General features: G+C 58.4%; 15 protein-coding genes. 7 read left to right on the top strand and 8 right to left on the bottom strand.

All coding sequences use genetic code 11. The features are described 5' to 3' along the window. Positions 1–2: 2 nt before the first annotated feature. The 4 genes from GX181_07950 to GX181_07935 form a co-directional block, all read right to left on the bottom strand. A complete protein-coding gene (locus GX181_07950; protein NLM71874.1) occupies positions 3–1,421 on the bottom strand; it encodes a sensor histidine kinase in 1,419 nt (472 codons plus the stop codon). After that, a complete protein-coding gene (locus tag GX181_07945) occupies positions 1,418–2,053 on the bottom strand; it encodes a response regulator transcription factor (protein ID NLM71873.1) in 636 nt (211 codons plus the stop codon). Before GX181_07945 ends, GX181_07950 begins: the two co-directional genes overlap by 4 nt. Before the next feature lie 81 nt (positions 2,054–2,134). Beyond that, positions 2,135–2,716, bottom strand: a complete 582-nt coding sequence (locus GX181_07940; protein ID NLM71872.1) for an HDIG domain-containing protein — start codon at positions 2,714–2,716, stop codon at positions 2,135–2,137. A gap of 20 nt (positions 2,717–2,736) precedes the next feature. Further along, positions 2,737–3,240 (bottom strand): cytidine deaminase, encoded by a 504-nt coding sequence (locus GX181_07935; protein NLM71871.1) that lies wholly within the window; start codon positions 3,238–3,240, stop codon positions 2,737–2,739. A 161-nt stretch (positions 3,241–3,401) separates the two neighbouring features. Here GX181_07935 and GX181_07930 point away from each other — a divergent pair, with 161 nt between their 5' ends. From GX181_07930 to GX181_07920, 3 genes are read left to right on the top strand one after another with little or no spacing between them, the layout of a single operon-like run. Continuing rightward, positions 3,402–4,637: an MFS transporter gene (locus GX181_07930; protein ID NLM71870.1), complete on the top strand. Its 1,236-nt coding sequence runs from the start codon at positions 3,402–3,404 to the stop codon at positions 4,635–4,637. Between the two features lie 2 nt (positions 4,638–4,639). Continuing rightward, positions 4,640–5,353: a polysaccharide deacetylase family protein gene (locus GX181_07925; protein ID NLM71869.1), complete on the top strand. Its 714-nt coding sequence runs from the start codon at positions 4,640–4,642 to the stop codon at positions 5,351–5,353. Between the two features lie 18 nt (positions 5,354–5,371). Next, positions 5,372–6,394: an asparaginase gene (locus GX181_07920; GenBank protein ID NLM71868.1), complete on the top strand. Its 1,023-nt coding sequence runs from the start codon at positions 5,372–5,374 to the stop codon at positions 6,392–6,394. Here the strand turns inward: GX181_07920 and GX181_07915 are convergent. The 4 genes from GX181_07915 to GX181_07900 are packed head-to-tail and all read right to left on the bottom strand — an operon-like array spanning position 6,391 to position 8,661. Beyond that, positions 6,391–7,206, bottom strand: coding sequence for a TIGR02757 family protein (locus tag GX181_07915; GenBank protein ID NLM71867.1), 816 nt, complete (start codon positions 7,204–7,206; stop codon positions 6,391–6,393). The two genes, GX181_07920 and GX181_07915, sit on opposite strands and share 4 nt — an antisense overlap. Positions 7,207–7,223: 17 nt before the next feature. Further along, positions 7,224–7,751: a flavin reductase gene (locus GX181_07910; protein NLM71866.1), complete on the bottom strand. Its 528-nt coding sequence runs from the start codon at positions 7,749–7,751 to the stop codon at positions 7,224–7,226. Positions 7,752–7,802: 51 nt separating this feature from the next. Beyond that, positions 7,803–8,297 carry a ferritin gene (locus GX181_07905; GenBank protein ID NLM71865.1) on the bottom strand — a complete coding sequence of 165 codons (495 nt, stop codon included), beginning with the start codon at positions 8,295–8,297 and terminating at the stop codon, positions 7,803–7,805. Position 8,298: 1 nt separating this feature from the next. Next, positions 8,299–8,661 carry a desulfoferrodoxin gene (locus GX181_07900; GenBank protein NLM71864.1) on the bottom strand — a complete coding sequence of 121 codons (363 nt, stop codon included), beginning with the start codon at positions 8,659–8,661 and terminating at the stop codon, positions 8,299–8,301. A 189-nt stretch (positions 8,662–8,850) separates the two neighbouring features. On the opposite strand from GX181_07900, the gene GX181_07895 reads away from it, so the two are divergent. From GX181_07895 to GX181_07880, 4 genes are all read left to right on the top strand, one after another. Further along, the gene (locus GX181_07895) at positions 8,851–9,879 is read left to right on the top strand and encodes a hypothetical protein (protein NLM71863.1); all 1,029 of its coding nucleotides are present in this window, start codon (positions 8,851–8,853) and stop codon (positions 9,877–9,879) included. Beyond that, entirely contained in the window at positions 9,876–11,018 is a 1,143-nt protein-coding gene (locus GX181_07890) for a tetratricopeptide repeat protein (protein ID NLM71862.1), read from the top strand. The genes GX181_07895 and GX181_07890 overlap by 4 nt, the downstream gene beginning before the upstream one ends. A gap of 148 nt (positions 11,019–11,166) precedes the next feature. Then, the gene (locus tag GX181_07885; protein ID NLM71861.1) at positions 11,167–11,940 is read left to right on the top strand and encodes a hypothetical protein; all 774 of its coding nucleotides are present in this window, start codon (positions 11,167–11,169) and stop codon (positions 11,938–11,940) included. Between the two features lie 30 nt (positions 11,941–11,970). Beyond that, the gene (locus GX181_07880) at positions 11,971–12,381 is read left to right on the top strand and encodes a hypothetical protein (protein ID NLM71860.1); all 411 of its coding nucleotides are present in this window, start codon (positions 11,971–11,973) and stop codon (positions 12,379–12,381) included. The last annotated feature ends 199 nt before the right edge of the window (positions 12,382–12,580 follow it).

Genomic DNA, 12,580 nt, shown 5'->3' with positions numbered 1-12,580 from the left:
GTCTATTCCCCTCGAGGGGTCCCTCCTTCCAAAACGGGGAGCGCCGTTTCCTTCTCCCGGTCCAGAGGAGCCAGGATCGGGATGATGCACCTGATCACAGTCCCGGCACCCCTCTGCGAGCGCACCTCCAGCCTTCCTCCGACTGCGGCCATGCGCTCCTGCATGTTGGCCAGCCCCCTGTGTCCCTCCACCCTGAGCCTTTCGTAGTTGAGATCGTATTCAAACCCGCTTCCATTATCGGCCATCTCGAACACCGCACTGTCCCCTTCAGTGAACACTCTCACCGTCATCTCGTCCGCCTTGCCGTGACGCACGGCGTTTGAGACCGCCTCCTGCAGGATGCGGGAAAGAGAGAGGATCACCTCCTGGTCCAGCACAAGCTGATCCAGTGTCTCGAGGGTTATGTTGATGTTATAGTGCCTGGCCAGACGCTCGGTCTGCTCGGTCATCGCCTGTTCAAGCCCGAGGTCAATCCACGGAGGGGAGAGTTCGTCGCACATCTCCCTCAGCTCTCTCACGGCCAGGTGAGCTGTCTCCTCTACCAGGGAGAGACGCTCTCCTGCCACCGTCTCGTCGCGGCTCATCCTGGCGAGGCGGACCTGCTGAATTATCGCCGTGATGTTCTGCAAAGGACCGTCGTGAAGCTCTCTTGCAATCCTGTACTTCTCCTCCTCCTGAACGCGAACTATATCGTTTACGTACCTGTTCCTCAGGAGGGCCCTTTCCACTGCGGCCCTGGCGAGCTTGAACAGCACTCCCCTCAGGCTGTCGATCTCTCCGACAGCTCCCGGGTCGGACGGGTCTGGCAGGTCTCGTCCCCAGTTCAGGATCTCCAGCTCCGTCACAAGCCTTCTCAACGGGCTGATAAGCCTCCTCCACAGAGCCCAGAGGGCCAGGAGGATGCACACTGTCATTATCACGGCAAGCACCAGCCAGAAGCGGCTTCCCCTGGCCAGAGGCCCCAAAAGCTGCTCCCAAGCGACGGCGGCGATCACGAACCTGTCGCCAGCTCCGACCGGATAGACTGCTATGGTGTAGAGATCCCCGTTCTTATCCTTGATCTCGACCGCCTGCCCTATCGGTATGTTCGGACGCCAGACGGCGGCGATGTCGGCGCCGGGAGAGGAGAACAGTAGCCTTCCATCGGCGTGCAGCACCGCCACCCATCCGGGGATGGACGGCCCCCATGTGAACAGGCGCAGACCCCGGAAACCTCTGAGGTTAAACTCCATGCCCCATCCCAGCGGTTCGTTCTCCAGCACCCTGGTGGCGGTGTTCTCCGCCATCTCCTGAACGTAGGAGCGGGCGACGTGCCTGATGGCCAGTTCGTGCTGAAGGATGCCCATGCCGGATACGATGAGCGCCGCCAACGAAGGAAGCATAAGCGCGAATATGATCGAGAGAAGGTGGCGCCTTCTCATTCAAGCAGTTCCTCCAGGGTGACGACGCCGTATTTCAGAGCCAGGAGCAGAGCCTCGGTCTTATTCTTGGCGCCCAGCTTGTCATATATGGAGGCGAGGTGGGTCTGGACTGTCCTCTCGCTGATGAAGAGCTGCGCCGCCACCTCCTTGCTTGAAAACCCCTTGGAGGCGAGCATGAGTACCTCCCTCTCCCTCGCAGAGAGGTTCTCCGGGGTAAACTCCCCTTCTCCCATGGCCGAGGCTACCTCGGAATCGAGATAAAATCCTCCTTTGGACACTGTGTTTATCGCCCTTGTTATCTCCTCGGGAGTGGCGGTCTTCAGGATGAAACCTCGAGCACCCGCCCTGAGAGAGGCGAGGACATACTGCTGCGCGTCGTACGATGTCAGCATTATCACCGCCACGGGAAGGCCGGCCTCTTTTATCCGCCTTGCGACCGTGACTCCGTCCTCCCCGGGCATTCGAATGTCAAGGAGGGCCACGTCAGGTTTCATCTCGCTGATCATCTTCCAGGCGCTGGTGCCGTCCTCCGCCTCGCCTACCAGCTCCAACGAGCTCTCCTCGGCGAGATAGGCGGATATGCCCGCGCGGGTGAGGGGGTGGTCATCTGCAAGCACAATTCTAACGGTCATGCAGTTCACTCCTTTGCATCAATAGGTCTTGCCTCCTTGCGGGGCCGCTCGCTCCACGAGTTCACTGGCACGGGCCGTCTCTCAGGACCCCGCCTGTCCCAGCCCCAGTTCTTGCTCGATGCCCCTGAGCGCGAGTATCACCCACTCGATTACAGTGTCCAGGGGCATGGGGATCATCTCCGCGCCCTTGACGATGATATCGCGGTTCACTCCCCTGGCGAAGGCCTTGTCCTTCCATTTCTTCTTGACTGACTTCACCCCGAGATCCTGCACTGAACGGCTTGGACGGACCAGAGCGGCTGTTATCACCAGGCCTGTCAGTTCGTCGACCGTGTAAAGCACCTTCTCCATGTCGGATTCCGGTTTTACGTCGGAGCATATCTCCCAGCCGTGAGAAAGCACGGCCCTGACTATATCCTCGGGCCATCCAGCCTCCGAGAGCCAACGAGCCCCTTCTACCGTGTGCTTCTCGGGCGTGTCCTGCGTCTTTTCCCAGTCGATGTCGTGAAGCAGGCCAACGATGCCCCACTTCTCCACGTCGCCGCCCATTTTCTCGGCGAAGAATCTCATGGTTGCCTCCACGGCGTATGCGTGTTTGATGTGACTCTCTTCCTTGTTGTGCTCCTTCAAAAGTTCCAAAGCCTTTTCTCTCGTGTGCTCCATCGGTACTCCCTCCTAAAGTGTCAATCAGGCGTGAAGATGCTTTTCAAAAGCAGCTCCGCCGAGGCCAATAGTGCTGCCGGCAGCTGCGCCGATTCGATCGCAGCCTGGGAGCGCAGCTCCCTCGCCAGTTCGTCGGGATAGGGGCGCAGGTATACAAGCCTTGTTATGCCGGAGTTGATTATCGCCTTGGTGCAAAAGGAACAGGGCTCGTGAGTGCAGTAGATATGTCCACCCTCGGTGGAGACTCCCGTCGCGGCGGCCTGGGCGATCGCGTTCATCTCCGCGTGAGAGCCCCTGCAGATCTCGTGTCTCTCACCGGAGGGTATCGAGAGAATCTCTCTGAGACAGCCGACATCGGCGCAGTGCGGCAACCCCTTGGGGGGGCCGTTGTAACCGGTGCTCACAACCTGCCTGCCCCTTACTATCACGGCACCCACCTTGCGGCGTATGCAGGTGCTGCGCGTCGCCGCAACTCCCGCCATCATCATGAAGTACAGATCCCAATCCGGCCTCGCCATATCCATGGAGCGCCTCCCTGCCATAATTCCTGATTATATCATCATCGACGCTGGTATATTTCAGAATTGGTGATTGATGAGCATTGAAGTTGAACCGAAACACGCGCGTGATATGATACTATGCAGCGCAAAAAAAATCGCCGAAGGGCACAGATGAGGAGCATCGCATGTTCTCTTCGTTACGCAAGCTTGAAAAAAATGTGCTGGCATGGTGCGGCTACGACGTCGGCAACTCGGCTTTCGCCACGACGATCATGGCGGCGATCTTCCCGGTCTACTACAGCGAGGTGGCGTCGCTCGGTCTTGCTCCCTCCGTCTCCACCGCCTACTGGGCGTATGCAGCATCCGCAAGCCTCTTCCTGAGCGCCTTTCTCTCCCCTCTTCTCGGGGCCTTGGCCGACGTCCAGGGCTCCAAAAAGCGCCTTTTAGCCCTGTTCACGGCGATAGGGGTGTTCTCGACCGGGTGCATGGCGCTGATAGGGCCGGGGAACTGGCTGGCGGCCCTGCTGCTGATGTCGTTCGGCACAGTGGGCTTCACAGTCTCCATCGTCTTCTACGACGCCCTCCTCCCGACCCTGGTCCCCGCGTCGAGGATGGACATGGTCTCCTCCCAGGGGTACGCTCTGGGCTATCTGGGCGGAGGCGGGCTGCTGGCCGTAAACTTTCTCTTCATCGCGATCCTTCCCGGTACCCTGGGCGCGAGGCTCTCCTTTCTCTCCGCCGCACTATGGTGGGGAGGGTTTACGATCCCTCTCCTCCTCCACGTCGAGGAGCCTCCCGTCGAAGAGAGAGAGATCAGCTCGCGAAAGGCGCTTTTGCAGGGGGCTCTTCGCCTTCGCTGCACCTTCAGGGATATTCGGTCCTACAAGAACCTGTTCCTGTTCCTAGTGGCATTCTGGTTCTACAACGACGGCATCGGGACCATCATACGCATGGCCGCGATCTACGGGTCGCAGCTTGGCATACCGATGAACCACCTGGTGGGAGCGCTTCTGCTGACACAGTTTGTCGCGATCCCCTTCTCGCTGGCGTTCGGGACTCTCAGCTCCCGGATAGGCGGCAAGAGGTCCATCCTGGCCGGTCTATACTTCTACCTGTGCCTGACCGTCACCAGCATCTTCATAAGCAGGCCTTGGCACTTCTGGGCTCTTGCGGTCGCGGTGGGGATGGTGCAGGGAGGGGTTCAGGCCATAAGCAGAAGCTTCTTCGCCTCCATGATCCCGCCGGGCAGAAATGCCGAGTTTTTCGGCTTCTACGACGTATCGAGCAAGTTTTCAGGCATCCTGGGCCCTGCGATCTTCGGCATCGTCACCCATCTGGCGGGATCCAGCTCCATGGCCATCGCGATCCTCTCGTACACGTTCATACTGGGCATCCTGATTTTGAGAAAGGTGGAAGGCTGAACATGCGCGTCAGAAACGCTTTTTTTCGCATTCTGCTGCTGAGCCTTGTCATCACCCTGGCGGCGCACGGCAGGGCGGAGTCCAAGTCACCGGTATACTCGGGCGACCGGATGATCCGCACCATTGCCATTACCTTCGACGACGGGCCACACCCGACCCTGACACCGGATCTCCTCGACACGTTGGATTCGCTCGATGTGAAGGCAAGCTTTTTTTTGGTGGGGAAGATGGTCGACAAAAACCCCGCCATTGTCAGGGAGATATTCGCACGGGGGCACACGGTCGGCAACCACTCCTACGAGCACAGGAACTCCTCTACTCTCACGGACAAGGAATTCTCCTCGGACATCCTGAGGTGCAGCGAGGCTATAGAACGCAATATCCCCGTCCGGGTCCGCTTCTTCAGGCCGCCGGGGGGGAACTACACCAGGTCCGTGCTCTCCCTCGTCGAGGAGGTGGGTTTGAGCACAGTGCTCTGGGACATCAACAGCAGAGATTACACAGGCGTGTCGCCCGCGAAGATGAGCGCTCGAATAATCTCAAAGTCATCGCCGGGATCGATCATTCTTTTCCATTCGGGGGTCTCCTCCACGATAGAGGCCCTTCCCGCGATCGTGGAGACCCTGAGACAGAACGGGTACGAGTTCGTGACCCTCGACGAGATGCTGTCCGAATACTCGGCCCATCGGCTTGAAGGGCCACGAGTCCACTCATAAAAAGAAGGAGATGGGAGAATGGCATCCTTTCTTGTGATTTCAACAGGCGGCACTATAGCCTCGAGGCCGGGGGCCGAGGGACTTGTCCCCTCCCTGCCGGGAGAGGAGCTGCTGGAGTTCGTCCCTGGGATCGAGAGGTTCGGCGATATTACCATTCTGGACCTGCTTTCGAAGGACAGCTCCAACATGTCGCCGGAGGACTGGAAGATGATGACCGCGTGCCTTAGATCGGAGGAGAGGAATTACGACGGGTTTCTCATACTCCACGGGACGGACACGATGGCCTACTCCGCCTCGGCCCTCTCCTTTCTGCTGCCCGGCTACAGCAAGCCAGTCATACTGACCGGATCCATGGAGCCGATCGGCGTCCCCGGATCGGACGCGGAGGGGAATATCGAGTGCGCCTTCGCCTTCCTGTCGGCACTGCATGGCAGGGGGTCCAGAGGAGTGTCGATTTCCTTTCACAACCGCCTCATCCACGGCCCTCGCTCGCAGAAGATTCTCAGCCACGAGTCCATGGCCTTCTCCAGCATAAACTATCCTCACCTGGGGTACGGGGACGGAGACCGTATCACACTGGAGCACGAGCCAACGCTGCAGGATTCATACCCTGTGGACGTCGGCGGCATGGAGCTCGAGACTTCGATATTCCTTGTGACTCTCTTTCCCGGCTTTAGGTCGCGCCACCTGTTCCACCTGGCCGAGGCCGCGCCGAAGGCGATCGTCCTGGAGGCCCTGGGCCTGGGGGGCGTCCCCTACCTGGGGGAGAATCTTCTGCCCGCCATAGAAAAATTCAGGGATCAGGACATACCGGTGGTCATCACGACTCAGTGCGTATATGGAGGCGTTGATCTGAGCGTTTACGAGGTCGGGAGAAAGACCCTGGAGCTCGGAGTGATCTCCGGGCAGGACATGACGAGAGAGGCCATCATCACAAAGCTGATGACCGTGATTCCGGGCGTCGCGAAGGGAGAGCTCGAGTCGGTCCTGCACTGCAACTTCTGCGACGAGATCGAATCGCCCTCATGCAGCGGGGATTAGCCGAGACATAGCTCGACCAGCGACCTCTTGTCCAGCTCCTTTCTGATGCCGAAACGGGTGATAACAAAGTCAAACTTAGTCGGGTCCTCGGGAACCGCCGTCCTGAAGAGATCCGTCACCTCTATGGACGCCCTCAGGTTCGCCTGGTTGCGACTGGTCAGGCCAAGCTTTTTGCATATGTCGAACATATGCACGTCCATCGGGAGAAGCAGGTCCCGGGGGTGAAGCGCGGACCACCCCCCGGGATCCACTTCGTCGCTTCGCACCATCCATTTCAGGAACAGGAAGAGACGCTTGCACGCGCTCCCGTCGGCTGGCGAGGGCAGGAGGTGCTTGCCGTCCAGCTCACTCTTCGCTCGAAGTTTTTCCACGAAGGCCACTGCCCCCTCGATCGGAGTCACGCCCCTCTCCAGGGAGGCCGCCATCAGCTCCTCAAGCGAGCCATATTCGCGAATGACCCTCCCTATGCCTACCATAAGGGAGGCGACTTCCTCGCCCGTTGTGAAACGGTGGCGGAAAGGGCGCAGCTCCTCTCCCAGCGCCACCTGCGAGGCGCTCACCAGGAACTCGGCGGGATGGTCTCCGAGCACCCCGAGGAGCGTCCTTGCGCTTCGCAGAATCATGGCGACCCGTCCGTACGAGATACAGGAGACGAGGAGCGCCGCCACCTCCCTGTCCGCCAAGTATTCATAACGATACAGAGTCTCGAGGGGATCGGGCGATACGTACTCCCGCCTGTTCAGCCTGGCGTAGGCCTCCTCCAGATGAGGAAGGGCTCGCCCAAGGGCGGCGATGCCCGCTGATACCGACATCAGATCCCGTCCACTCGCTATTTCATCTCGTTGAAAATTGCAGAGGGTGCGTTCGCAGGGGACTTCCCTTTCTTCACCCTGTGATAGTTGGCGTATGTAAGTGGAACCCCCTCTTTCAGAAGGCGGGCGCTCTTCACACTTCCTACGAAGAGCCTGTGGGTGAAGACGTCCCGGGACGACATCACCTCGAGCTCGATGTTGGCTAGCGAATAGTCGGTCACGAGGGGGAGGCCCTCCTCGCCGAGCTCGTAGTTGCACTCTCCGAACTTGTTGAAATCCCTGCCGCAGCGAAATCCGAAGATGCCGATGAACTTAAGCGGGACGGACTCCTCCAGGATGGAGACGGCGAAGCGGCCGCTCTTCTCCACCAGCTCGGTCGTGTAATTGTCCTTGTGAAGGCAAGCGGCCATGGTTATCGGCTTGCCGGTGAGCTGCATAAGGGCGTTGATGATCTGCCCGTTGAATCTGCCTTCATGCGCCGTGCTTAGAATATAAACGCCGTAACTGAGCGTAAACAGAGCCCTGGGATCAATTGCGTCGCTCATTGCGCCCCCTCCTCGAAATCAGGTTTTCTTAACAGGCATGCCGGCGCGGAGCTAGTCGTCCTCCCTGCCGGCCAGCTCTTTGTCGATCATCAGCAATCCATGCTTGCCGTCGCCTATCATCTCGAGCCTGCCTACTATCTCGCTCGCACTCGCCTCCTCCTCCACCTGCTCGGTGATGAACCACTGCAGAAACACCTGGCTGGCGTAGTCCTTTTCCGCTATGGCTATATCCATGAGGTCGTTTATCCTGCGGGTCACGTACTTTTCGTGATCGTAAGCGGCCCTGAAAGCCTCCAGGGGAGACGGCCACTCCGTCTCGGGGCCCTCGATCGCCTTGTAGATCACCCTGCCGCCCCTCTCCATGAGAAAGTCGGCGAACTTCAGCGCATGCTCGACCTCCTCCTTGGCCTGGAGGTTCATCCAGTGGGCCATCCCGCCAAGGTTCATGGAGTCGAACCAAGAGGCCATGGACAGATAGATATAGGCCGAGTAAAGTTCGGCGTTTATCTGCTCGTTTATCGCTTCTTCGACTTTCCTGTTAATCATCCTACAGGACCGCTTTCCACAGGCCGTGAATGTTGCAGTACTCCCTGCTTATCTCGGGAGTAAAGTCCTCGAAGACCGCCTCGGGGGCCTCGCCCGGCGACAGGAACCTTCTGCAGATCTTGTCGCCTGCAATAATCTCGATGAACTCGATGTAGTGCTGCTCCGTCATCGGATGAGGAACGCTGCCCACCTTGACGGTTTTGCCCTCGACGACGGGAACGTGCTTCTCCGTCGCGGAGTCCGCCGTCTGCTCCTCCAGGAGCTTCATCGGCTGACCGCAACAGACAAGCTCTCCTCCTCCCACGTGAAGAAGCTCAACGATGTTTCCGCATAGCTCGCACTTGAATATATCCAGTCTCTTCATTCAGCATCCTTCCTCCTTTGAAAGCGTTGTGTTTTGGGAAACGTGTTGATTATAACATCTCCTCGGTCTATTCCAACACTCTCTGGCGCTGTTCTTCGTTTTGCTCTATAATGATAAAAAATTGAGCCCGGCATCTCCCGCCGGGCCTGTTTTGGGTCATCGCGGACCCTTTCGCTGCACTTGCAGCGAGTGAGAAAGACACTCGAGAGGATGAGAATAATGCAGCCTCTTTACAGGAAGACCCTGTTATTAACGCTTTTTTTGCTGATTTTTGCCGCCCCTTCCTTCGGAGAGGCCCCGGTGCGGCATATAGTACTGCTTCCCTCCATCAACTACACGGAGTACGAGGTCTGGGAAAGCAAATACTACCCGGTAAACGTCCTTGAACATAAGATGACGGACTATCTCGCCTCCCTGCTCAGAGGAAACCCGTTCACGGACGTGTCCGTCCTCGACGGGGGCCAGGCCGAGCGATGGATGGACGATCCTACCTTCAGACAGTGCACGTTCGCCGTCCGAATGGAGCTGCACCACGTGATAGCCAAGCAGAGGGAGGTCTTCGGTTCCTTTGAAAAAGGGGACGTCTCCCTCCGAGTGAGAATATACAATCCGATGGAGGCCGGACTGATCGAATCCTTTGTAGCGTCGGGAAAGGACCAGCGCTACACCTTCGACCCGGGCGACGACCAACTCTTCCTTCTAAACACGAGGACGAGCCTGATCGACATCATCTACCGGGACGGGCTCGACTTTCTCCGCCTCTCTCCCTCCTACAAGGGTCAGAAGATGAGCCGCCCCACTTGGGCCCAGTTTTCGAGCACCCCCTATTGGCAGGCGTTTAAAAACGCCATAGACGACGTGGCCTCGGGAATTGCCAACATGAAGGACGGCGAACTGTACGTGATCGGACGAATAATCTCTCCCACGGCCAACTCAACGAAAAAGAACAGGGAGTATATAATCACCCTGGGAAAGCAGGACGCCATCGCTGCAGGCGACATACTCCAGGTGATAAGGGGCGACACCTACGTCACGGTGGACCCGGAGAACCCCGTAGTCGTCCTGTCCAGAGTGATAGGGAACGTCAAGGTGATCAAGGTCATGAGCGACCAGGCGATCGTCAGATTGGTGAATGAAAGGAAAAATGACCCGGTTCAACTGAACGACCTGATTACGGCCCCCCCGTACGGGAAGAAAAAGGTGGAGCGTCTGCGATGAGAAAAATCATGTCCCTTAGCCTCCTGGTTTTAACGGTCCTCGCTCTTTTGAACATGGACGTGCCGCTGAACCTTGGCGCGGCTTATGCAAACGGCGTGATAGTGACCGAGCTTGAAGAGGCCGAGAAACCCAAGGCCGCGCCCAAAAAACCGAAGAAGGCTCCGAAGCCGCCGCCCGAGCCTCAACTTGAAGTGGTGGAAGTCATTACCCTTCCCGATCCGCTTGAAGAGGCTCTTGTACTGATAGAACAGCGCTATTTCACCAAGGCGACCAAGCTTCTCCTGCAGATAGTTGAAGCCGAGCCGCTGAATGCTAACGCTTGGTATGCTCTGGGCAGAGCGTACCGGGAGAGAGGCTTTTTCCCCGAGTCCCAGAGGGCCTTCCGCAGGACATTAGAACTGGACCCGTCCTTCAGCGAGCTCTCAAGGTTCCTCGAGTACCCGACCGCGGGAGACAGGCAGCCTCTCTGGGATCCGAGCAGACCGGCGAGGATAGAGGAGATACCTGTGGCGATAGACGGATTCACGATTATGCCTCCCTCGTACGAGGAGAGCGCCCTTATGGCACCCATTGGGCAGGAGGCCCCGGTTCAGCTCTACCAGCCGTTCGCTCCTCCCCCCTCGCAGAGCATGGAGACGCCGCCGCAGGATGTGCCTCCACCTCCCCAGGGGCATCAAAAGAAAAAAACCGTGCCTGTGCGAGTGGTGCAACCAGGGGCACCCCTTCCTCCTCCAGGAGCGGCCAAGAAGCCTCCTCAGACACCGAAGGACGAGACCATGCCTCTGCCGGCGTACACTCCGCCGCCGCCTGAGCAGGCGCCCGCAATGCCTCCACCATCGGGACAAGAGGTGGAGCAGCCTGCCGTCGAGGACCTCGAAGGGCCCGCTTACATGCCGCCACCACCAACACCCGGGGCGCCCTCCCCTGTCACGTCCCCGGACCTGGAGATAGAGCCGCCGATCGTCGAGAACGAGGAGCCCGTTTACACACCGCCTCCACCGTCATCGGAAGGGCCTCCTATTGAAGAGCCGACGGACCCGGAAGTGCGGCAACCGGATATCGAAGAGATCGAAGGACCTGTATACTTGCCGCCACCACCTGCCGACATTCCGGCAGATGATGGCGCTACAGAGGACTGATCCGCCCCATCACATTTATTATGGTATAATTTTACGCACATTGACGGTGACCAACATGGCTACCAACGAGCGTGCACGGGGGCCTTTGCATTGCTTAAGCAAGCAGCCGGTATCGCCGATACAATTCCCGGAAGGGGAGTGATCCACAGTGAAAAAACCATTGCATCTATCCCTGATCGTGGCTTTGACCCTCTTCATGGTACTTCCAGGTATCGCTGAGGCGGTCACGTTCGTCGCCGAGCCGGTGCTAGTGGCTCAACCGGCGTACGCCGGCATGTCCTTTTACGCCTACAGACCTTACGACGTACCCCCGGGATGGTTCGTGACCTTCGACGGTTATCCGATCGTCAAGAACGTACAGGGTATCTGGGTGTATGGAACGTACGACGGCAGCGCTCTTGCCCCCACAACCTATGTAGTGGGATCCATAAATCCTCATGCTCTTCCCATCGTGCAATACGCTGGTGCCGCAAAAGTATCCAGCACGCAGAGCGTGCCGATCACCCCGCTCCCCGTTCCTCCCGCACCATCGGTTCAGAGCGTGGCGGTAGTGCCCCACACCATAACCCCGACCTACGTCCCCGAGTGGGCTACCCAGTCGGCCTTCACCTCGATAGGTGCCTGGAACAGGCTTGTGGACAGGATGGGGATTTTGGAGAAGCCGAGGACCCCTATCGCGTGGAAAGGCGACCGACCGAAAGTCTTGTACGTCTGGACAGGAAAAAGTTGGTACCAGATTAGGGCGGGCAAGGAGTCTCTTGCCATACCCTCGGAGTTGATAAAGGGACATGTCTACTCCCTGATGCGCATGGTCAACACCAACAATTTTACCTGGAAGGATGCGGACAGCGCAATTTTAGCCAACCAGGCGGCAGTATGGGGTTATATCTGGATGGGGCGGATCACCCCCGCCGATTTTTAGGCTCTTGCAGCCGATAAAGGAGGAATTGGCATGAAAATGAAAAGCCTAAACAGACTGCTGTTTGTCGCATTTGCGTTGGCTATATGCTTTAGCTTGGCGAGCATATCGGAGGCGCAATATATTGTCGTAGCCTCTCCTGCGCCGGCCATAATCACCAAGGCCGACTTTATCAACCCCTATACCTTCCCGTCGCCATCGCACCTTTCCGTGCCAGGCCAGGTGCTTCGCTCGGCCGACGGGTACCTGTTTACATACGACACCATCGGGAGAAGGTACTATGTCACTCATCCTTCATACGTACTTGCCCCCAAGGCACTGGCAGTCCCTGCCGCTTATACCGCCGCACCATACTATTTCGTCCACACACCGGTCGCAGGAGTACCTTTGAGTTCCTTGAGAATTCCCTACGCATACCCTGGGCCATACGTCCTCGTACCGTAAGCAGGCGACCGGCGAGCGAAGCAAGCCGTGTCGATCGCTTATCCCGAGGAGTCGCAGACGACGAGGGATCTGACAGACGACAAGCGGCCGCCCAATTGGGCGGCCGCTTCTCTCTTTCAAGGGATTTCCGGCGTCGACCTTCTCTCCCACGGATAGCCTCCGCAGTACCATCGGCGATGGAGGGCTTGACTGCCGGGTT

The organism is Synergistaceae bacterium, assembly GCA_012521675.1.
Taxonomy (GTDB): domain Bacteria; phylum Synergistota; class Synergistia; order Synergistales; family Aminobacteriaceae; genus JAAYLU01.
This window is presented reverse-complemented; position numbering and strand designations above follow the sequence as displayed.

Excerpts from the sequence above, each read along its gene's own strand:
- GX181_07950 (NLM71874.1), bottom strand. The coding sequence starts at position 1,421 with ATGAGAAGGCGCCACCTTCTCTCGATCATATTCGCGCTTATGCTTCCT.
- GX181_07945 (NLM71873.1), bottom strand. The coding sequence starts at position 2,053 with ATGACCGTTAGAATTGTGCTTGCAGATGACCACCCCCTCACCCGCGCG.
- GX181_07940 (NLM71872.1), bottom strand. The coding sequence starts at position 2,716 with ATGGAGCACACGAGAGAAAAGGCTTTGGAACTTTTGAAGGAGCACAAC.
- GX181_07935 (NLM71871.1), bottom strand. The coding sequence starts at position 3,240 with ATGGATATGGCGAGGCCGGATTGGGATCTGTACTTCATGATGATGGCG.
- GX181_07930 (NLM71870.1), top strand. The coding sequence starts at position 3,402 with ATGTTCTCTTCGTTACGCAAGCTTGAAAAAAATGTGCTGGCATGGTGC.
- GX181_07925 (NLM71869.1), top strand. The coding sequence starts at position 4,640 with ATGCGCGTCAGAAACGCTTTTTTTCGCATTCTGCTGCTGAGCCTTGTC.
- GX181_07920 (NLM71868.1), top strand. The coding sequence starts at position 5,372 with ATGGCATCCTTTCTTGTGATTTCAACAGGCGGCACTATAGCCTCGAGG.
- GX181_07915 (NLM71867.1), bottom strand. The coding sequence starts at position 7,206 with ATGTCGGTATCAGCGGGCATCGCCGCCCTTGGGCGAGCCCTTCCTCAT.
- GX181_07910 (NLM71866.1), bottom strand. The coding sequence starts at position 7,751 with ATGAGCGACGCAATTGATCCCAGGGCTCTGTTTACGCTCAGTTACGGC.
- GX181_07905 (NLM71865.1), bottom strand. The coding sequence starts at position 8,297 with ATGATTAACAGGAAAGTCGAAGAAGCGATAAACGAGCAGATAAACGCC.
- GX181_07900 (NLM71864.1), bottom strand. The coding sequence starts at position 8,661 with ATGAAGAGACTGGATATATTCAAGTGCGAGCTATGCGGAAACATCGTT.
- GX181_07890 (NLM71862.1), top strand. The coding sequence starts at position 9,876 with ATGAGAAAAATCATGTCCCTTAGCCTCCTGGTTTTAACGGTCCTCGCT.
- GX181_07880 (NLM71860.1), top strand. The coding sequence starts at position 11,971 with ATGAAAATGAAAAGCCTAAACAGACTGCTGTTTGTCGCATTTGCGTTG.